Raw genomic sequence first — 20,630 nt, forward strand, 5'->3', positions numbered from 1 at the left:
CTGGATAGATCACGTTGGCCGGAAATGCGTGCCGAGCACATGACACCGGTCAAAAGGTCCTTCTCGGTCGGGTCCAGCGGAACTTGCACACGAGGGCGATGCCGTGGGTGGCAGGTAGACGCCGTCGCGTTTGCGGCGGCAGTCGCGCGAGGTGTTCCACCACTTCGGCGCGAAGGCATGCTCGACGCGATTGATCACGCTCACGGCGGCGCGCCGGTGTTGCTTCTGGCAGCGTGGCGCCGACCAGGAGCAACACCGGCTTGTTCGCATTTCCTGCCGCCGATGGCAGAGTCGCGTTCGTACGTGTGAGTCTGTGCAGTCAGCCTCCAGCAGCTTGCTGGAGGCCTTGGGCGATCGCGTTGAGAACGGGGTCGGCCGTTGCGGTCGTCCCGGTCACGGTGAAGTGGCTCATCGGCTGCCACCCCGCGGTGCAGTAGTCGGGGGCCCAGGGGCGCACGCCGGACAGGGGGCCGCTGGTGCCGCCGCCCCATGCCACGAGGTCGCGGACGAAGTCGTGCGCGCCCTGCGGCGAGATCGGGTAGCCGGGCAGTGGGCTGTTCCAGGCGTAGGGATCGGACATGGTCGCAGAGGGGTAGCCGAGTTCGGCCACGAACACCTTCTTGCCGAAGGTGCTCTGCAGAGTGGTGGTGACGTCCTTGAAGATGGCCAGACGGTCGCCGTAGTCGTTGCTCGTCGGGTAGAAGGACGTGCCGAGTTCGTCGGCCCGGAAGCCGGCGGCGGACATGGCCTGCCAGAAGGCCGTCGAGAGTTTGCTGCTGGCAGCGGCGACCGTGCTGGTGTGGGTGCTGAAACGGGCCCCGCGGTAGACGGACCGGATGCCTTCGGCGGTGGCGGCGAGCAGGCGGCCGACGTGGGGCCACAGGTGGGTCTGCAGCCAGGCGATGCGGTCGTCCTCCGCCATGGAGATGAGGGTGTAGAAGTCCATCTCGCCGATGGCCGGGTCGACCGCGTCCGGCGGGCTGTAAGTCCAGCCGTCGGACTGTGTGACCAGACTGCGGATCGCGACGCCGGCCACTCCGAACTCGACCTCGTTACCGAGGTCCCACGTCTTGACCTGGGCACCGGTCAGCAGGATCTGCGCGGCGACCAAGGCTCCGTAGCGTCGGAGGGCAGGCACCATCTGGTCGATGGTCAGCGTTGTCCACTGGCCGGGCAGTTTGATGGCGGGGTAGTCGGTGAAGTCGGGTTCGGGCTGGTACGACATGTCGCCGTAGACGGCCCACAGGCCGAGTTCGGGGTTGAAGGGCAGGCCGAGGTTGCGGGCGAGCCTGGCTCGCTGCAGTCCCCGGTCGAAGCCGTGCTGCGCATCGCCCGACTGTGCCTGCCGGCGGGTCGCGATGCGGGCGTAGACCTCGGTGGCGCCGTGGGCTTTGAAGAGGCGCTGGACGTCGGTGACGGTGCTCGCGGTCCGCGCGCCGTCAGTAAGGGAGACGCTGTCGAGCACCTTCTCGGTGAAGGGGCTGACCGACAATGCGGTCCGGAAGGGGCCGCTCGCGGATGCCGGGCTGCTCGCGGCGCGGGCGCCCGTGAGCGGGACGGCGGCGGCGACGCCGGCGGCGGCCGAGGCCAGCAGGAAGCCGCGGCGGTTGAGCGAAGGTCGGGGGGTGGGAGTGTTCATGTCGATCCTTCGAGGCTGGACGGGTACGAGGTCAGTCGTTCTTGTACGCCTTGTCCATCTGGTTCAGGACGTCCTGCGGGGTGGCCTTGCCTGCGAACAGGTCCTGGACTCCGCTGAGGTGGGTCTGCTGGACCTTGGGGTTGGGCCACATCTGATCCATGAAGGGAACGGTCCGGCCGGCCTTCTGGTAGTCGATGAGCGCCTTGAAGGCCGGATCCGGGGTGAAGGAGGGGTTGGTGATGGCCGCCGCGGCATTGCTCTTGGCGGCGTAGTCGTTCATGGCCTGAGGGGTGGCGAGGAAGTCGATGAACTTTTCGGCGGCCTCCTTGTTCTTGGCCATGGCGTTGACGGCGTACGAGCTGCCGACCGCGCCCGGCATCCTGGTGGCGGACGGGTCGTCGGTCGCAGGCAGGGGGAACATGCCGAGTTCGGTGCCTGACTGAGCGGTCTCCTTGATCTGGGCTGCCGTGGCGAGTACCTGGACTGCGGCCAGGGCCTTGCCCTGGGCGACCTGCTTGACCGCGGCGTCGACGGAGGTCCCATCGGGGTCCTTCGAGAAGCAGCCGCGCTTGTTCATGTCCAGGTACTGGTTCATGGCGCTCTTCCACGCCGAACCGGCGAAGGTGGCCCTGCCCGCGGCCTGCTCGCTGTCGAATGCGGGGTTCTGGCCGTATACGAGGGTGGAGACCAGCGCATAGTCGATGAGCTGGGTGACCCATGGCGTCTGGTTGCCGAGGGCGAACGCGACCTTTCCGGCGGTCTTCGCCTTGTCGCACAGGGCGAGCACCTGGGTCCAGGTAGTCGGCTCCGTCGCTTTGACCTCGCTGAAGGCCTTCTTGTTGTAGACCGCCCCGATGCCGGTGAAGGTGACCGGGAGCATGTACTGCTTGCCTCCGGACTGGGTGACGGACTTGATGTCCTGCGGAACCTTGCTCGGCCACGACCGGCCCGACAGGTCCTCCAGGTAGCCCGCGGGGGCCAGGAGCTGGACGGATCCGGCGTTGCCCTTGGCCGGGAACGTGAAGAAGACGTCGGCCGCCGTGCCGGAGGACAGTTGGGTGCGCAGGGTGCTCAGGTAGGGGTCGGTGTCGGCGTAGGTGACGTTGACCTTGATTCCCGGGTTGGCCTTCTCGAAGGCGGCGACGGTGGCGTCGAGCGCCGCCTTCTCGCTGGAGTTCGAGGCGATGCGGAGCGTGTCCGATCCGGTGCCGCCGGCGGAGTTACTGCATGAAGTGAGAACGGCCGTGGCCGTGAGTGCGCCGAGCGCACCGAGGATCGTTCGTCTCATCGGAGTTCTCCTGTGGTGTCGGGGTGGGACGGCACGGTGAAGCGGTACGTGCCGGAGGTGATGCGGCAGCGGAGGACGCCATCGCCTTGTGGCGGTGCGACGGTGAGTCCGGGGGCCTGGTCGAGCGGGAGGTCTCCTTCGCGGGCTCCGGACGGGTCGGCTCCGGAGGGCATTGGGAGCAGAACCGTCCCGCGTGTACCGGGAGGGAGGGCGACGTGAAGCTCGAACCTCTTGGAGGACTGCTCCCAGGACGTGGCGATGAGGCCGCGAGGCGAGTCGTAGCGGGCCGCCGCCGAGGTGATCCGGCCTCCTGGTGTGGGGGCGATCTCGACCTCGGCGAACGCCACCGATCCGTCGCACTGGTCGATGCCGGCGACCCCTGTGTAGAGCCAGGCGCCCACCGACCCGAAGGCGTAGTGGTTGAAGGAGTTCATGTCGGGCGCCTGAAAGTCCCCATCGCCGGACAGGCCGTCCCAGCGTTCCCAAATGGTCGTCGCACCCTGCCGGATCGGATGCAGCCAGGACGGCGGCTCCGTCTGCTGGAGCAGGGCATGGGCCAGATCCCCCCGTCCATGGCGGGAGAGGACCGGGCAGAGGAGCGCCGTCCCGAGGAAGCCCGTGGTCAGCCGCTCGCCGTTGCCCCGGACAGCGGCCGCGAGCCGCCCCAGTGCCGATCGCGTCATCTCCGGCGTGAGCAGGTCGAACGCCAGGGCCAGCAGGTAACAGGCCTGGGTGTCTCCCTTGATCGTCCCGTTGGCGGAGACGAAGGCGTTTTGGAACGCCAGGCGGATTCGGGTGGCGAGCTTTCCGTATCGCTCCGCGTCCCGGGAACGCCCCAGCACCCCGGCGGCGCGGGAGACGACGGCGGTGGTGTGCGCGAAGTAGGCGGTCGCCAGCACCTCGCGGGGCGTCCGGGTGCCGATCTCCAGCCAGTCGCCGTAGTTGTTGCCGGTTCGCGCACGCCAGATCAGGTCCGGATTGCCTTGGGCGATCCAGTCGATCCAGCGGGTCATGGCCGGGAAGGCGCGTTCGAGGGTGCGGCGGTCGTCATAGATCCGGTAGAGGTGCCAGGGGATCAGTACGCCACCGTCTCCCCAGCCCGGCGCCCCTTCGCGACCGACGACCGGCCGGTCGAGGACCGGGGCCACGTCGGGGAAGGCGCCCTGCCCGGAGGCACCGTCGACGACGTCGCGCATCCAACGGGCGAAGAAGGCGGAAACGTCTGCGTTGTAGCACGCCGTGGGCAGGAAGACCTGTGCGTCGGCCAACCAGCCGAGTCGTTCGTCCCGCTGAGGGCAGTCGGTGGGGACCGACACGAAGTTGCCGCGCTGGCTCCAGAGGATGTTCGACCACAGCCGCTCGATCTCGGGATCGGAGCAGCTGAACGAGCCGACGACGGGTGTGTCGTTGTGCAGCACCCGGCCGGTCACCGCGACGTCCGTGTGGCCGGTGACCTCCACGTACCGGAACCCGTGCACCGTGAAGGTCGGTTCGAAGACCTCCTCGGGCCTGCCCGCAGCGATGTAGACGTCGGTCGCCTCGGCCGTCCGCAGGTTGGCCACGTACGGGCGGCCGTTCGCGTCGAGGACCTCGGCGTGCCGGAGGGTGATCCTGCTACCTCGGGCGGCACCGCGGACGAGCAGCCGTACCCGCCCGACCAGGTTCTGCCCGAGGTCGACCAGTATGCGCTGGGCGTCCATTGCGGTCACCGACACCGGCTCGACGTCCTGCAGGACCCGGACGGGCTCATCCGGTGCTCCGAAGAGGATGTCGTGGTCGGTGGCGGCGACTGCCGCCCGACGCCAGCCGCTCACGTCGAAATGCGGATCGCGGTTCCACCCGTGAGGTTCGAGCCGGGCGTCCTGCACCTCGCCCATGAGCAGGTCCGCGTGAAGGACGTGCCCGTCGGCCTCGCACCAGGAGCCGTCGGTGACGACGACGTCGCCATCGCCCTCTCCGTAGTCGAGAACGAGCCGGGCGATGAACTGTGGCCGCGGGCCGTAGTGCTCGGCGTGGCGACGCTGGTCGAAACCGACGTATCCGCTCCACCAGCCGTCGGCGAGTTGGGCGGCCAGCACGTTGCCGCCTTCTTGCACCAGGTGGGTGACGTCGTAGGTCTGGTAAAGCACCCGGTGCCTGTAGTCGGTCCAGCCGGGGGCGAGTTCGGCGTCGCCGACACGGACGCCGTTGAGGAACGGCAGGTAGAGCCCGCGAGCGGAGATGTACAGGCGGGCACGGAGCGGCGCGGTCCGGGCCGTGAAGACCCGCCGGAACAACCGGGCCGGCGAGCAGGTGGCAAGCCGCGCGGGCAGGGGGTCGCGGTGCTGCGGAGGCTGGACCTCGGGATCGGCCGCCGGGTCGTGTTCGATCCAGGAGGTCCCGCTCCAACCGCTGGAGGACATGAGTCCGGTCTCGAACCAGGAGGAGGCCGTTCCTCCTTCGGCACCATCGGCGTCCCAGACGGTGACGGACCAGCGGTACCGGGTCGCGGGCGCGAGAGCGATTCCGGCCGGTACGTGGTTGAGCGATCCGGCGTCGGCGACCACGCCGCTGTCGAAGAGCGGACCGTCCGCCGTTTCGAGCCGCAGGCGGTAGTCGCTCTGGCGCTGTCCCCTGCGCGGGTCGCGCAGTTTCCAGGACAACCGTGGGTGCGGCTCGTCCAGACCGAGCGGGGTGATGCGCTGCTCACAGGTGAGTTCGTAAGGTGTCAGGGTCATCGGAGTTTCCTCAAGGCCGGAGATGCGCAGGGGTTCAAATGGGGCGGGTCAGCCCTTGAGGCCTCCGGCGAAACCGCGGATGATCCGCTTTTGCATGAGGAAGTAGCAGCACAGGATCGGGACGACGCTGATCAGGAGCCCGGCGAAGACGAGCTGCCAGTCGGCGACGTACTGGCCGACGAACTGGAAGATCGCGACCGGGAGCGTCTGCTGAGTGCTGCCGGACAGGTAGAGCAGCGGGGTGAGGAAGTCGTTCCAGATGAAGATCGCGTTGAGGATGACGACCGTGCCGGTGACCGGGCGCAGCAGTGGCAGGACCACGGAGAAGAAGACCCGTACCGGGCTGCACCCGTCGACCGCGGCGGCCTCCTCGTACTCGGCGGGGATCGCCCGGAGGAACCCCGCGTACAGGAAGACGCTGAAGGGGACCTGAACCCCGCTGTAGAACAGCACGAGCGACCACACCGATCCGAGGAGTCCGAGGTCGCGGACGGTGTGGTAGAGCGGGATGAGCGCCAGCTGTGCCGGTAGCAGCAGCCCCAGTGCGAACAGCAGGAACGTCCAACGGGACCAGCGACCGGTCGCTCTCACCAGCGGGTAGGCGGCCATGGACGAGACGGTGACGATCACGACCAGGCTCACCAGCGTGACGACCAGGCTGTTCCCCAGGGCCGAGGCCAATCCGGCCTCGCGCCAGGCGCGCGCGTAGTTCGACAGCGTGGGCGCGGTGGTCGGCGCCACGGGAGAGGCCGTGTCGTGCCCGCCGCGCACCGAGAGGTTCACCAGGACGTAGATCGGGAAGGCGACGACGATGCCGGCCGCGATCATCACGGCCTCCAGGACCGCCGTCCTCATCGTGTAGCGCTTCACGCCGCGCCTCCTTGACGCTGCAGGCCGCGGTACTGCACAGCGGAGACGGCGGCGACGATGGCGGCCAGCACCACGGCGATCGCGGTGCTGTAGGCGTAGTCGCCGAACTGGAAGGCGTTCTTGTACATCAGTGTCGAGAGGGTCTCGGTCGAGTGGCCGGGGCCGCCGCCCGTGGTGACGTACACCTGGTCGAAGAGCTTGAACCCGCCGATCATCGACAGCATCAGGTTGATCGTGATCGCCGGCGCGAGCATCGGGCGGGTGATGTGCCAGAACCGCTGCACGGCGCTCGCGCCGTCCACGGCCGCCGCCTCGTGGAGTTCGGGCGGCACGCCCTGCAGCCCGGCCAGGAAGATCACCATCGAGTACCCGGAGAACTGCCAGATGACCGTGGCCGCCACCGACCACAGCGCCAGGTCCGGATCACCGAGCCAGCTCTGCGCGAATGCCCCCAGTCCCGTTCCGCGAAGCGCGGAGTTCAGCGCTCCGTCCGGCGCGTACATGTACTTCCACAAGTAGGCCGTCACCACCGGCGTCATCACCGCGGGGGCGAAGAAGAGCACCCGCAGCACGTTTCGGCTGCGGATGCGCGAGTGCACGCCCAGCGCCAGCGCAAGTCCGATCACGTTCTGCACGACCGTGATCGCCAGCGTGAGTTCGACCGTCTGCCACAGCGCATCAATGGCCTGCGGGTCGGCGAAGATCTTGCGGAAGTTCCGTAGCCCGGTGAAGGACGCGGTGGAGCCGACGCCCGTCCAGTCGGTGAAGGCATAGCCGCTTCCCTCAACGGACGGGATCAGCACGACGTAGAGGTACAGTGCCAGGGCAGGTAGGACGAACCACCATGGCACCGAGCGCAGCGGCGTGCGCTTGGTCCGCCGCCGCGGCCTCTCTCGGGCCTCGGCCGGCCCGCGCGTCGGCGCCGCGACCTCGTAGATGTCCGTCATCATCTCATCTCGATCACTAAAACGTTTTAATCAACCCCGGAGCGGAAGTGTCACTTCTGCCGGTCGGTGAAGAGATGATGCGCCCGCCGCCGCTCGGACGAGTAGCCCGAAGTGCACCGGAAGTAGCACAGAATTAACAAGCTGGGGTCCATCAAGTAGCCTGCCTGCATGGATGCGCCCCCCGTAGTGGACACCAGCGGCCTGGTGTACTTCACCGACGGCTCCCTCGCCTACGCGGGACGCCACCTGCACGAGAGCGCCTACCCCGCCCACACGCACAGCTTCATCGAGGTGGCGGTCGTGGTGGACGGCGTGGGCACCCACCGCTCCCCTGCTGGACGCACCCGGCTCGCAGCCGGTGACGCGATCCTGCTGCGGCCCGGCGTCTGGCACGAATACGAGGACTGCACGGATCTCGTCCTCTACAACTGCTGTTTCAGCCCCGGCCTCCTGCAGCGCGAGCTCGCCTGGGCACGGGAGAACCCGCTGCTGGCGCACCTGCTATGGATCGGCCCCTACGCCACAGGCCAGCGCGGCATGATGAGCGTCCGGCTCGACGGCACCTCTGCGGCTGAGTGCGTCGACCATCTGCGGGCACTCGAAGAACTACGGCCCTGTGCCGCGGAGGCGTATCAGGGCGATGTCGTCGGGCGGCTGACCCTGTTCCTCAGCAGCCTCGCAAGGGCCGCAGCGGGTTCCGTGCGCTCGGCCACCCCGCCGCCCCACCCGGCGGTCGGCCAGGCCATGCGGTTGCTGGAGAGCCGGCTGGCTGATCCTTGGACGCTGGCCGACCTGGCGCACGAACTGCACATGGTGCCCGGTTCCCTGGTGCGCCTCTTCAAGTCCGCCGTGGGCCTTCCCCCAATGGCGTATCTGGCCCAGCAGCGCGCCGAGGTCGCCGCCGCCATGCTGATTCGCGACGACCGTGCGATCTCGCAAATAGCCCAGGCCGTCGGCTGGCCCGATCCCAACTACTTCGCCCGCCGATTCAAAGCCCACTTCGGGCTGAGCGCGAGCACCTATCGCGAACGGTTCCGGGACACTCCCATCACCCTGCCACCCGCCGCGCCCTAGGGCGGGCGCTACACCGACTCCCGCTCGACCACATGGATGTCGCTCGGGTTCACGACGAAGTCCCCCCGATCGTCGTCCAGGGCCAGGAGCAGGGCTCGCGCCAGTTCGGCGCCCACATTGCCGCTGTCGATGGCGACGGTCGTCAACGGCGGTACGGCGAAGCGGGCCGCGGTGATGTCGTCGGCTCCGATCACGGCCAGGTCGGCGGGCGCCGAGAGCCCCGTCGCCCGCATCCCCGCCAGGACCGCGAGCGCCGTCTCGTCGTTGTAGGCGCACACGCCGGTGGAGGGCGGCGCCGCATCTCGCCATCCCTCGACGACACGAGCGGCCGCCTCCGTTTCCAGTGGGACGGTGGAGACCGCCGGGGGCGGCAGCCCGGCCTCGGCGCATGCCTGTGCGACGCCTTCCAGCCGCCCGCGGGCGAGCTCGGACAACCTCTGGTCGTCCGGCAGGGCGAAGGCGATCCGCGCATGTCCGCGGGCGATCAGGTGTTCCGCCTGCATGCGGCCGACCCCTCGGCTCCACAGCGTGGCGGCGGGATCGTAGCCGGCGGACGATTCGGGGGGAGGGAACACCTTGGTGGTCCCCGCTCGGTGGACACCGTCGAGTTCGGCGGCGCTGAACGGCTGAAGGCCGACCAGCGCGGCCGGCGCGAGCGCCACCGAGATCGCCGCCAGTCGGTCCGGCCCACCGGAATGGACATGAGTGACCAGGGTGTAGCCGGCCTCGGTCAGCACCTCCGCCGCCCGCTCGACGAGATCGCTCACGGTGGGTCCCTGCGGCCAGGGCGGCAGGACCAGGACCACGATGTCACTGCGGCCGCTGCGCAGCGTGCGAGCCGGAGCGTAAGGCGTGTACCCGAGCCGGGCGGCGGCTTGGAGCACACGTTCACGGGTCGCCGGCGGGATCGACTTGTTGGGCTTGTCGTTGAGGACGAAGCTGACGGTCGCGCGCGAGAGTCCCGACTCCCGCGCGACGTCGGCGCTGGTGACCCTGCGCGAAGCCTTCTTCCCTGCCACCGCCGTCCCCGCTCACGCTCGCCGGCCCCGGACTATTGCCGGGGCGCCACCCCGATGTTAACGTCCTCCCACTCTGTAGTTACACGTGTTACCACCGCTCCGTCCCGGAGACCCGGATGCCCGACACCTTCCGTCCTTTCGCTTCGCCGACCCGTCGTTTACACGTGTTACCTGACTTGCGGACAACGATGAGAACGTCTGTGTCGGCCCCTCGTCTCGAGCACCTGCGCGAGCCCCTCGGCGTCGGATCGCCACATCCGCGGCTGTCATGGGTGACCGAGACCGCTCAGAGCGGGTGGCGGCAGGCGGCATACGAGATCGGAGCACGCGGCGAACGCGACGCCCCACCCACCCCTCGGAGGAGGGACCACCCCCATGACATCGACCGCCTCCACCTCCCCTCAGAGAGCGGAGGGCACGGGCTTCACGGCGCGCCATGCGCTGCTGCTGATCGCCCTGCTCTGGCCCGCCCAACTGCTCTCCGTCATCGGGCTGCTCGCCGGCAACGCCCAATCAAAGATCGCGCTCCACTTCCACACGACGCAGATCGCCTGGTTCATCCTGGTCGGCTCGCTGATCGGCGCGTTCTTCACCCCGTTCGCGATGAAGGCGGCGGACCTGTACGGCAAGCGGCGGGTCATGCTCGTCCTCACCGTGCTGGGTCTGATCGGAGACCTGGTCTCGGCCCTCGCGCCGAACTACACCGCCCTTCTGATCGGTCGTGGCGTGGCAGGGTTCTACGCGCCGATCGCCGCCCTGGTGTTCGCCATCGCGAGGGACGTCTTCCCTCCCCGTCTCGTCGGGCCTGCCAGCGGCCTCATCGGCGGCGGGGTGGGCCTCGTCGCGCTGTTCGGCCCGTTCCTGTCCGGATGGCTCCTCGACGACCATGGCTGGCGCAGCGTCATGTGGTTCCTCGTCGCGGCGTCCGCCGTGAGCCTGGCACTGCTGCTGGCCTTCGTCCCGGAGAGCCCCGTCCGGGCGGAGCGCACGCCCATGGACTGGGCCGGCGGCCTGTTGCTGGGCGCAGGCATCACCGCCATCGTGTACGGCGTCGGCAAGGGAAGCGACTGGGGCTGGACCAGCAGCGCGTTCCTCGCCTTCGTCATCGGCGGGGCGGTGGCGATCACCGCCTTCGTCGTGGTGGAGAGCCGGGTCGCTCACCCCCTCTACGAGCTCTCCATGCTCTCCCGGCGGTCCGTCTGGTCCGTCTTCCTGGCGACGGCTCTGCTCGCAGGGACCGTACTGTCCGCCGGAACCATCAGCCAGCTGCTCGGCCTGATGCCGAAGATCCCCACCATCTCCGACGGACTGGGCTTCAGCGCGACCAAGCTGGCCTGGATCGGCGCACCGGCCAGCGTCGTGATCGTCCTGGTGGCGATCGCGACGGGGTGGCTCGCCCGCCGCACGGACAGCCGGCTCCTGTTGGCGGCCGGAGCACTGTTCGCCGCGTTCGGCTACGGGCTCTCGGCACGGTTCCACGACACCGTGCCGCAGCTCATGATGGTGGGGATCGTGACGGCGGTCGGACTCGGAACGATCGTCGCCCTGGTCCCCGTCATGGTGATCGAGGTGGTGTCGCCGACCGAGCAGGCACGGGCCAACGGCCTGCAGAACATGATGCAGGGCACGCTCCTCACCGTGGTGACGCAGTTGATCTTCGTCGTGCTGGCTCAGGACGGCAGGGTGCTGAAGGGCACCCAGTTCTACCTGGACAGCGGCTTCACCAACGGCTTCTGGCTGGCCGCCGGGTTCGCCGCCGCCGGCCTGCTGGCCGTGGGGCTGATCCCTGGGCTGCGCCGCCTCGAGGAGGCGAGAACCGGCGAGGGAGCCTGACTTCGCCCCGGCCAGGATGTTCTCTCGTCTCGAACGCCTCATCCAGCGACGTGCTTGCCGGTTGGAGCGGGGGGCTCGATCCAGTCGGACTCAGACCATGGGTGGTTGGCTTTCGACTGAGAGCTCGCCTGCTCCGTACATGGCCAGGGTGCGGTCGAGATCGTTGAGGGCGAAGGCCTGGGTGGTGTGGATGTTGCGCCATGCCTGCTCGATGGCGTTGCCGGTGCGGACCACCGCTCCCCCGGAGTGCTCGAAAAGCTGGTCCACCGCCGCGGCGGCGCGCTGCGTCGCGACCACCTGATCGCGGCGGATCCGGCGGCGCATGGCCATGGGAATGGGCTGGTCGGTCTCCGCGTAGTGGGTCAGCTCGCGCATGTCGCGCACGAGTTGCAGCGATGAGGCGTCGATGTCGGCGCTCGCCGCGGCCAGGCGGGCGCTGTTGAAGTCATCGCTGCCGAACTCCAGCCCCTCCCATGCCATGCCGAGGCGGGCGCGCAACCATCCGACCAGCATGGAGTACGCCCCCTCGGCCATGCCGATGACGGGCGCCGCCGCGGCGACGGCGAACATCGACGGGAGCGGCAGCCGGTAGAGCGGCCCGCCGTTCATCTCTTGGCCCGGCGCGGCGCACCGCAGGCACGGCGCGAAGCTGAGCGCGCGGTGGGCGGGGACGAGGACATCGACGGCGACGAGGTCGTGGGCTGCGGTCGCGCGCAGTCCCACGGTGTCCCAGTTGTGCTCGATCCGCAGGTCTGCCATGGGAACCAGGAAGGTGGCGAGATCTGCGGGTGAGCCGTCCGCAGCGGCGATCATGCCCCCGAGCAGCGCCCAGTCCGCGTGTTCGCAGCCCGTCGCCCAACTCCAGCGCCCCTCCAGCCGGTACCCGTCCGGTACCTCGACGACGTGGCCCGTCGCCGCGTAGGCGGCCGTAAGAAGAGCTTCGGGCGCGGAGCCCCACACGTCGTGCTGCGCCTTGGGGGGAAAGAGGGCCAGATGCCACGCGTGCACTGCGAACCAACTGGTGAGCCAGCCGGTCGACCCGCAGGCCGCCGAGATGTCGCGGATCACCTCGAAGAAGTCCACTACTGCGGACTCGGCCCCACCGAAGCCGCTCGGTGCCAGTATCCGGAACACCCCGGCCGAGGCGAGGTCCTCGATCGACGCATGCGGAACGGCAAGGTCGCGATCGGCTTGGGCGGCTCTCTCCCGCAGTAGGGGAAGGACGTCGGCAAGCGCCTTTCGCGTCGCTTCGACGGACATCGGTCTCCCTTCTCCCCGGTGGGCCGGCGGGCCGGCGAGCACCTCGCGGCCGCCGACCACCGTCATGGCACCCGCTCCTCCTCACCCGGGACCGGGACCAACCCGTCGCGGACGGCCTGCTCGACACTGCCGCGCATCGCCTCGCACGTGGGAGTGACGCTGTGCATGACGTCCGGGCGGTGGTCCCGCCACAGTTCCGCGCAGGCGCTCGTGTCGGTCGTCCACTGGATCTCGGTGTGCGCGAGGCTGTTCTTCTTCACCAGCACGCAGGTCCCGCAGCGGCGACAGGACACCGGATGCACGCCGTTTCCCTCCAGCCCGTTCAGGACTCGGCCCGCGGGGATCCGACCGTGACGAGACGGCCCTCGGCCAGGTTCTGCTCGACTTCCCTCTGCCAGAACTCTCTGGCGCGTGCCGTGTCGATCTCGAATTCGAACCGCTGGGTCATCTCCGGCGTGACATCCTCCACGTCCACGTAGAACTGCTCGTACCAGCGGCGCAGCTGGTAGACGGGGCCGTCCTCCTCGCACAGCAGCGGGTTGTCGATCTTGGTCTTGTTCTTCCAGATCTCCACGTCCTGCAGGAAGCCCGTCTCCACCGCCTTGGCGACCGCGGCGCAATACTGCTCGGCTTCCCGGTCGCTCATCCCGTCGACCTTCTTGACCATCACGCCCCACTGGAGCACGAAGCTGGTCGGGGAAACCGGGTAGTGGCAGTTGATGAGGATGCTCTCCATGGTCCGCCCCGCGACGATGCTCCGCAGCGGGTTGATCATGTAGGACGGCCCGTAGTAGGCGGCCTCGGAAATGGTCATCTTGTCGGCCGAGGAGCCCGTTCCCAGATCGACGTCCGGGCGCGAACTGCTCTTCATGTACTGCCAGGCGGTGTGGCCCTCGAAGACGTTCTTGAAAAAGGTCGGGAACGAGTAGTGGATGTAGAAGAAGTGGGCCATGTCCACTACGTTGTCGACGATCTCCCGGCAATGGGAGTCCTCGACCAGGACCCGGTTCCAGGTGAAGGACGTCCATTCCGGCGACCCGAACTGCTCGATCTCGGGGATCGTCACCTCCGGCGGGGGCTGGTTGCCCTGCGGGTCGTGCCAGACGAACAGCTGGCCGTTGCGCTCCAGCGTCGTCCACGAGCGGGTGCGGGCCCGCGGCGGAACACGGCGGGCGTACGGGATCTTCGCGCACCGGCCGTTGCCCGACCAGCGCCAGTCGTGGAACGGGCAGGCGACCTCGTCGCCCTTCACCGTGCCCTGGCTGAGGTCGCCGCCCATGTGGGGGCAGTAGGCGTTGAGGACGTTCAGCTTGCCGGCGCTGTCGGCGAAGACGACGAGCTTGGCGCCGAACGCCTCCACCGCGTGCGGCTTGCCGTCACGGAATTGCTCCAGGAGGCCGAGGCAGTGCCAGCCCCGCGCGTAACGCGCCGGCGGCGCGGTCGCCTCGATGACACGGACTCCGTCGCCGTCGGCGGTGTGAGGAGTGGTCACAAAAAAGCTCCTGAGTCGAGGGGCGATGTCGATTTGGAAACGGCTCGTCGCGTACCGGGGACGCACGCGACGAGCCGTTTCGGGAACTGTGAGGTGCATCTCTCTCCGTTTTGAAGTTAGGTCGCACGCCAAGCCCCTCAACAGGAGTTCTCCCACTGACTGGGAGACCGGACCCGACACTCCGCGCCACGCTCTGGCCGGCGTATCGGCGGAAGGCGGAAGGGCCGCCCGCTGGAACCGGCGGACGGCCCTTCCGTTTTCGATGCCCCTCCGTCACCAGGTGACGGGGAACTCCGTCATACCTCCGGTGAGAACGCCCTTCAGATAGACGGGGTCGCCTGCCAGGGCGAGGCCCGGCAGCCGCTTGAACAGGGTGCCGATCCCGACCTGCAATTCCATCTGCGCCAGGGCGGCGCCCAGGCAGCGGTGCAGCCCGTGGCTGAAGGTCAGATGCTGGTTGCGGGCTCGCCGCAGGTCGAACGCGGCAGAATCGTCGAAGACGCCGTCGTCGTGGTTGGCGGAGTCGAGGTCCACCATGACGGCTTCGCCCGCCTTGATCGCGGCGCCGGCGAGTTCGGTGTCCTCGCTCGCCACGAACGGCACCAGGCCGGGCCGGGCGGTGATCGGCCGCCCCACCTCCATGGCACTGTGCCGCAGGATCTCCTCGACCGCCGTCCCGATCCTGCCGTCGATGTCCTCGGTGAGCACAGCGCGCTGCTCCGGGTTGAGGAGGAGAGACAGGGTGCCCATCCCGATGAAGTTGGCGGTGTTGTCGAAGCCGCCGACGACGAGCAGCATCGCGATCTCGACGATCTCGGCGTCGGTCAGCTGCTCGTCGGCGTCCTTCGCCGCCGCCAGTGCGCTCAGCAGGTCGTCCCGGGGTTCGGCGCGCCGGGCCGCCATCAGCTCCGACAGGTAGATGTAGAGCGCCGTGGTGTGCTCGACGAGCGTGGACTCCTCCAGCCCGGAGGTCGCCAGCAGGGCGTGGCTCCAGGTCACGAAGTTGTCCCTGCCCTCCTCGGGGACGCCGAGCAGATCGCCGATGACCCGGATGGGCAGCGGGAGCAGGTAGGCGTCGACGAGGTCGGCGGTCTTGGCATCGCCCGCGGTCATGGCGTCGATGAGCCCGTCCGCGAGCGCCTGGGTCGAGTCCCGCAGGCGCTCCACCCGCCGCAGCGTGAAGGCCTTGGCCACCAACCGGCGCAGCCTGGTGTGGTCCGGCGGGTCCATGAACTGGATCGTCTTGGTGAGGAACTCGGGGAACTCGAACCCGTAGGGCACGGGCCTGCCGTCCGCGAAGGGCTTGCGGACGAAGGCGCGGTTCTCCAGCAGTTCCCGGCAGGCGTCGTGCCGGTGGACCAGCCAGGCGTCACCACCGACCGCGAAGGCCACCTTCGTCATCGGCCGGTCGGTGCGGATGGCGCGCATGATCTCCTGCGCCTCTCGCGCGCTGACCGGCCCGAACGGGTACTGGGCTTTCATGTGTCTCCTGGATGCCGGCGGCCGGTCAGGCCGGGAAGGCGAGCTCGGCGGGCTGGGCGTTCGCCGGGTCGGTGATCTCGCCGATGCGCGCCGCGACGGTTTCGGGGCTGAGCTCCGGGTCGTGGATGCCGGGGGTGCCGACCATGACCATGCGGGAGACGTAGCCGCCCGCCGCGCTGAGGACCTCCCCGGTGATCGAGCAGTCCGGGTGGGCCAGGTAGGCGCCGACCGGGGCCACCTTCTCCGGGGGCATCTGCTCATGCATGAACTCGACGGTGCCCGGCGGGAGGGCGGGGCCGGCGATGTCCATCATCCGGGTGCCGGCTCCGGGGGCGACCGCGTTGACCTTGATGCCGTGGGGAGCGCCGGCGACCGCGAGGTTGCGGGTGAAGCCGTAGACGGCCCCCTTTGCCGCGCCGTAGTGCACCATGTCCGGCTGGCCGGTCAGCGCGGCCGACACCGTATTGACGACGCGTCCGCTCCCAGAGGCCACGAGGTGCGGCCAGGCCGCCCGGGACAGCAGGAGGCTGCCGAGGTAGTGCACGTCGAGGAAGGACTGGTAGACCTCGGGCTCCAGCTCCTCGAACGTCCCGAGGCGGTAGTTGCCGGCGTTGTTGATGACGGCGTCGACGCGTCCGAACCTCTCGACGGCGAGGGCGACGATGGCCTCCACGCCCTTGGGATCGGCGACGGAGTCGGCGCTGGCCACGGCGGTCCCGCCGGCGGCCTCGATCTCGGCGGCCACGGCGGCGGCGGGCTCGGCCGAGGGGTCGCGGCCATCGGTGTCGCCGCCCAGGTCGTTGACGACGACGGAGGCTCCGCGGGCCCCCAGCAGGTGGGCGTAGGCACGGCCGATGCCGCGGGCGGCGCCCGTCACGATGACGACGCGGCCGGTGAAGTCGAGCATGGAAGAGTCCTCTTGGATCGGTGGAAGAGTCGAGGGGTGCGGCGCGGCCCCGGTCGGCCGGTCGCCGTTTCCGGGGCCGCCGAAAGGTCAGGGCCGGGACTCGCCGCCGGAGACGCCGACGCGGGCCTGCCATATGGACCCCTGGCCGCCCTCCCGGGACTTGGCGAAGTCGTAGACCTCGAACCCGCAGGCCACGTACAGGGTTCGGCGGTCGTCGCCGCCGAGTACGCACGCGGTGCTGGAACCGGCCTCGGCCTGGGGGACGGACACCTGGCCGAGCACCTCGCCGCCGTCGGCGAACCGGGTCACCCGGCCGCTGATCGGGAAGGCCACCCAGGCGGCGCCGTCGGCGTCCAGGCACATGCCGTCGGGCAGTTCGTCGAGCTCTGCGAAGAGCCGGTAGTTCGACAGCTCCCCATCACCGGCGATGTCGAAGGCGGTGACCTTGTTGGCGAACGCCTCGGCGGTGACGAGCCCGGTGCCGTCCGCGGTCACCGCGATGCCGTTGGCGCCCATGAGGTGCTCCGTGCCCGCCGCGACCCTGGCCGCGCCGCCCGGCTCGATGATGATGATCGGGGACGGCGCGGGCTCCTCGCCCTTCCACAGGTCGAAGCCCAGTTGCGTCACGTACGCGCGCCCGGAGGCCGTGACGACCATGTCGTTGATCGGACCGACCGCCAGGTCCCGCAGGTCGGCGTAGACCTCCGCCCTGCCGTTCTCGACCACCAGCACGACCTTCTCGAACATGGAGTTCACGAGCAGGCGGCCGTCCGGCAGATGGCCCGTGCCGACGGGGACGATCTCCGCCCCGTCCAGGGCCTCCCGGCCGGAAAGGTCGGCGATGGTCTCGCCCACGCCGTTCTCGGTCAGTGACACGACGCGGCGGTTGTACATGTCGGAGAAGTGGAAGCGGCCCTCGTGCCAGCGCGGGCACTCGGTCCAACTGAACCCCTGCGCCAGGCGCTCGGCGGTGTAAGTCTCCATGAACCCTCAATCAATGCCGTTTGGTGGGTTGGTCGGATCTCATGGAGAGAGCACGTCACAGAGAGAAGGCGGGTGGCGGCCAGGCCTCGACCCGCGAGGAACACCGGTTTCCTCGGCGCGTCCCCGGCGCCGGAATGTGGAGGGGTCTCCACGTGGGAAGCGATGTTGAGGCGACAGCATAGGCATGCGGTCGCACCAAAGGGAAGCGCTCCGCACGGAAGACTTCCCCGCCCTCGGACTCCTCCCGTCCTGGACGAGAAGTTCTCCCGCTGACCGGGAGCGCATCTGGTGCCGTGCGCCGGGACCTGGACGCTAACGGGCCGCGGCGCGTCCGGCACGTCGGCCGAAGAACGTCCCGTCCCCGATCGACGTACCGCTGACATAGCCCTCGCCGTGGATACCGGACGCGGCCCGTCCCGCCGCGTACAAGCCGGGAATCGGACGGCCCGTCACATGCAGCACCTCCCCGTCCACCGTGGTGTGGAGCCCACCGAGGGTGAAACCGGAGATCCCGGTGGCCTCGCGGCGGTTCTCCGCCATCCGCGCCAGGACGCGTGGATCGATCGCCGCGAACGGGGCCTTCAGTTCGCGCAGCCATTTGGGGTTCTTATGGAAGAGGGGGTCCTGCCCAAGAGACGCATGGCGGTTGTACATCGTGACCGTGCTCTCTAGTGCACCGTCCGGCATGCCGAGTTCCCTCTCGAGTTCGGCAAGGGTCTCGGCGGCATGGTCCGGTGGCAGGCCTGCGGGGTTCCGGGTGGAGAGGGAGGCGAAGCTGTCCTCGTCGAGAATCACCCACCAGGGAGCAGGCTGGTGGAGCGCGGCGTGGCTGAACAGGCCGGGGTAGACGTCCTCGTTGATGAAGCGCTGCCCGAGCGCGTTGACCAGCAGTCCCCGGCACGCCGCTTCGGGTGTGACGATCAGCGCCGCCTCGACGGCCGCCATGCGCCGGGTCGCGGCTCCGAGCGCGCCGGCCATGCGGATCCCGCTGCCGTCGTCGCCGCCGTCGCTGACCTTGCCATGGCCCAATAGCAGCGGTGCGTGCTCGGCGAGCATCTCCTCGTCGTCGACGAAGCCGCCGGTGGTGAGGACCACGCCTTTGCGGGCCCGGTAACGCACCTCCGCACCGAAGCGCCTCGCCACCACGCCCGCCACACGCCCCGAGCCGTCGACGACGAGCGCGGATGCCCGAGTGTCGGTGTGGACGCGCGCACCCGCCCCGGTCACCGCGGCGGCGAGCCTCTCCATGAGCATGCCGCCCGCGTACCCCTCCACGGGAGGACGATGGCCTCGCGGAGCCGGACGGGCGAAGGTGGTGTACGGCCAGGCGTTCTCGCCCAGCCACATCAGCCCGTCCTTCGTCGGAGCCATCCAGCCCGGCTCGTCGTACAGGGACTCCTCGAAAGGCACCCCGCGGGCACGGAACCACTCGAAGTGCTCCACACTCCCCTCGCAGTACAGCCGCAGCTTCTCCTCGTCGGGGTGGGGTCCGAGTGCGGCGTGCAGGTAGGCGTACATGTCCTCGGGAGTGTCTTCGAACCCGCACGCGCTCTGCACGCGGGTGCCGCCGCCCAGGTAGATCTCTCCGCCGGACTGGGCCGTGGATCCGCCCGGTCCGGAGAACCGCTCCAGCACCAGGACACGGGCGCCGGCGGCCGCGGCCTCGTAGGCGGTGGCCGCACCGGCGCACCCGAACCCGACGACCAGGACGTCGGTCTCGTGGTCGAACCGTTCCACCGAGGCCAGGGCCACCGGTTCGGCTGCGGCCCGGAGGTCGGGTGACGGAGCTTCGGCATGGTCGTTCGTCATGTGGATCCCCTCATGGACGCTTCCGGCTGTCCGCCCTTGCGCGCCCCGGAACGCCGGTGGCCGCCAGCGTAGGGAGAGGTTCGCCCGCCTGATGAGGCCACCTTCCCACTGGTTGGGAAGGAGGGCCCTCGCCCGCCGCCGCCCTTGCTCGATCAGACGGGGAGTGGAATCCCTCCCGTAGAGCGGGAGACGCACCAGCCCCCGTCTCATCCGATCTGGTCGCATGTCGCTCAGATCACATCTTGCTGAGCAGGACGGAATCGCATGACCAAAGGCTCGGACGGTACTCCGGTCTCGATGATCGAGCGGGTCGTGCGGGTGCTCGACACGTTCGACGGGGCCACCCGGCTCTCGTTGGCCCAGGTGGTCCAGCGCAGCGGACTGCCGCGCTCCTCCACGCACCGCATCCTGGACCAGCTCGTCGCGGTCCGCTGGCTGTCCCGGGAGGGCAACGACTACCGGCTCGGCATCCGCATGCTGGAACTGGGCTCCCTGGCCCTCCGGCAGGACGCCCTGCACGACGCCGCGCTGCCCGTGATGCGCCGGCTGCACGCCACCACCCGGCAGGTCGTCCACCTCGCCGTGCTCGACCGCACGGACATCGTGTACCTGGAGAAGATCGGCGATCCCCCGCACATGGACCTGCCGTCCCGGATCGGCGGGCGCGCGCCCGCCTACTGCACGGGCGTGGGCAAGGCGATCCTCGCCTACGCGGACGAGAGGACCGTGCAGGAGGTACTCGACGGCGGGCTGCGCGCGCGCACCCGCTTCACGATCACCGATCGCACCCGGTTCCTTCGCGAACTGCGTCAGGTGCGGGAGCGCGGCGCGGCCTTCGATCGCGAGGAGGCCGTCCAGGGCGTCGGGTGCGTCGCGGCCGCGGTGCGCGGGCCCGGCAAGGCCGTCGCGGCCCTGTCGGTGTGCGGGCCGATCCGCCAGCTCGACCTGAACCGGCTGGCTCCCGCCGTCCAGCAGAGCGCGCTGCGGATCTGGCGGGCGGTCGGGCTCAGCGCGCCCAGGCCCGGGCGGAACGGCGGCGGTCCGGCCGCCTCCGGCGACTGGCCCGCCGGAATGCTCGACGCCTGGGCCACCTGGCCCCGCTTGACCGACTGGTTCTGATCGGCCTCCGCTTCCTCCCTCTCAGCGGGAGACCTTTGCCGCCGCCCCCCACGCCTCCTCGCCTGCCACGCCACTTGGCGGGGGTGTGCCCGATGAACGGGAGGCACCGTGTACATGTGTTCGCCGTCACACCCAAAGTCTCCCTGCACGCAATGCCGATCAGGGCAGCGCGGGAGCGAAGGAGACCACG

At 69.3% G+C, this 20,630-nt stretch carries 16 protein-coding genes; 3 read left to right on the top strand and 13 right to left on the bottom strand.

Annotated features, from left to right (window positions below; translation table 11 throughout):
• Positions 1-319: 319 nt before the first annotated feature.
• From FKD65_RS06030 to FKD65_RS06050, 5 genes are read right to left on the bottom strand one after another with little or no spacing between them, the layout of a single operon-like run.
• Complete coding sequence (locus FKD65_RS06030) at positions 320-1,639, bottom strand: glycosyl hydrolase 53 family protein (protein ID WP_141576537.1); 1,320 nt, start codon at positions 1,637-1,639, stop codon at positions 320-322.
• A 31-nt stretch (positions 1,640-1,670) separates the two neighbouring features.
• Positions 1,671-2,927, bottom strand: a complete 1,257-nt coding sequence (locus tag FKD65_RS06035; protein WP_141576538.1) for an ABC transporter substrate-binding protein — start codon at positions 2,925-2,927, stop codon at positions 1,671-1,673.
• A complete protein-coding gene (locus tag FKD65_RS06040) occupies positions 2,924-5,644 on the bottom strand; it encodes an alpha-L-rhamnosidase (RefSeq protein WP_141576539.1) in 2,721 nt (906 codons plus the stop codon). Before FKD65_RS06040 ends, FKD65_RS06035 begins: the two co-directional genes overlap by 4 nt.
• A 48-nt stretch (positions 5,645-5,692) precedes the next feature.
• Complete coding sequence (locus FKD65_RS06045) at positions 5,693-6,514, bottom strand: carbohydrate ABC transporter permease (protein ID WP_141576540.1); 822 nt, start codon at positions 6,512-6,514, stop codon at positions 5,693-5,695.
• Positions 6,511-7,464 carry a carbohydrate ABC transporter permease gene (locus FKD65_RS06050; protein WP_240809987.1) on the bottom strand — a complete coding sequence of 318 codons (954 nt, stop codon included), beginning with the start codon at positions 7,462-7,464 and terminating at the stop codon, positions 6,511-6,513. Before FKD65_RS06050 ends, FKD65_RS06045 begins: the two co-directional genes overlap by 4 nt.
• 165 nt (positions 7,465-7,629) lie before the next feature.
• On the opposite strand from FKD65_RS06050, the gene FKD65_RS06055 reads away from it, so the two are divergent.
• Complete coding sequence (locus FKD65_RS06055; protein WP_141576542.1) at positions 7,630-8,535, top strand: AraC family transcriptional regulator; 906 nt, start codon at positions 7,630-7,632, stop codon at positions 8,533-8,535.
• 8 nt (positions 8,536-8,543) lie between these two features.
• Here the strand turns inward: FKD65_RS06055 and FKD65_RS06060 are convergent, their stop codons facing one another.
• Entirely contained in the window at positions 8,544-9,554 is a 1,011-nt protein-coding gene (locus FKD65_RS06060) for a LacI family DNA-binding transcriptional regulator (protein WP_141576543.1), read from the bottom strand.
• A 375-nt stretch (positions 9,555-9,929) separates the two neighbouring features.
• Between FKD65_RS06060 and FKD65_RS06065 the strand changes: the two genes are divergently transcribed.
• Positions 9,930-11,387: an MFS transporter gene (locus FKD65_RS06065; protein ID WP_141576544.1), complete on the top strand. Its 1,458-nt coding sequence runs from the start codon at positions 9,930-9,932 to the stop codon at positions 11,385-11,387.
• Positions 11,388-11,477: 90 nt separating this feature from the next.
• Here FKD65_RS06065 and FKD65_RS06070 read toward each other — a convergent pair whose 3' ends face one another.
• The 7 genes from FKD65_RS06070 to FKD65_RS06100 all read right to left on the bottom strand — a co-directional run bounded on the left by FKD65_RS06070 (position 11,478) and on the right by FKD65_RS06100 (position 19,321).
• Positions 11,478-12,713: an acyl-CoA dehydrogenase family protein gene (locus tag FKD65_RS06070; RefSeq protein WP_141576545.1), complete on the bottom strand. Its 1,236-nt coding sequence runs from the start codon at positions 12,711-12,713 to the stop codon at positions 11,478-11,480.
• On the bottom strand, positions 12,710-12,949 hold the full coding sequence (locus FKD65_RS06075; protein WP_205718560.1) for a hypothetical protein: 240 nt from the start codon (positions 12,947-12,949) through the stop codon (positions 12,710-12,712). The genes FKD65_RS06070 and FKD65_RS06075 overlap by 4 nt, the downstream gene beginning before the upstream one ends.
• A 20-nt stretch (positions 12,950-12,969) precedes the next feature.
• Positions 12,970-14,139 carry a Rieske 2Fe-2S domain-containing protein gene (locus tag FKD65_RS06080; protein WP_240809988.1) on the bottom strand — a complete coding sequence of 390 codons (1,170 nt, stop codon included), beginning with the start codon at positions 14,137-14,139 and terminating at the stop codon, positions 12,970-12,972.
• Between the two features lie 273 nt (positions 14,140-14,412).
• Positions 14,413-15,621 (bottom strand): cytochrome P450, encoded by a 1,209-nt coding sequence (locus FKD65_RS06085; RefSeq protein ID WP_141576547.1) that lies wholly within the window; start codon positions 15,619-15,621, stop codon positions 14,413-14,415.
• A gap of 25 nt (positions 15,622-15,646) precedes the next feature.
• Positions 15,647-16,528 carry an SDR family NAD(P)-dependent oxidoreductase gene (locus FKD65_RS06090; protein ID WP_141576548.1) on the bottom strand — a complete coding sequence of 294 codons (882 nt, stop codon included), beginning with the start codon at positions 16,526-16,528 and terminating at the stop codon, positions 15,647-15,649.
• Positions 16,529-16,615: 87 nt separating this feature from the next.
• Positions 16,616-17,512 (bottom strand): SMP-30/gluconolactonase/LRE family protein, encoded by an 897-nt coding sequence (locus FKD65_RS06095; protein ID WP_141576549.1) that lies wholly within the window; start codon positions 17,510-17,512, stop codon positions 16,616-16,618.
• 312 nt (positions 17,513-17,824) lie between these two features.
• A complete protein-coding gene (locus FKD65_RS06100; protein WP_141576550.1) occupies positions 17,825-19,321 on the bottom strand; it encodes an FAD-dependent oxidoreductase in 1,497 nt (498 codons plus the stop codon).
• A gap of 264 nt (positions 19,322-19,585) precedes the next feature.
• On the opposite strand from FKD65_RS06100, the gene FKD65_RS06105 reads away from it, so the two are divergent.
• The gene (locus tag FKD65_RS06105; protein ID WP_141576551.1) at positions 19,586-20,440 is read left to right on the top strand and encodes an IclR family transcriptional regulator; all 855 of its coding nucleotides are present in this window, start codon (positions 19,586-19,588) and stop codon (positions 20,438-20,440) included.
• Positions 20,441-20,630 lie beyond the last annotated feature (190 nt).

It is taken from the genome of Actinomadura sp. WMMA1423, assembly GCF_006547145.1.
Classification (GTDB): Bacteria; Actinomycetota; Actinomycetes; order Streptosporangiales; family Streptosporangiaceae; genus Spirillospora.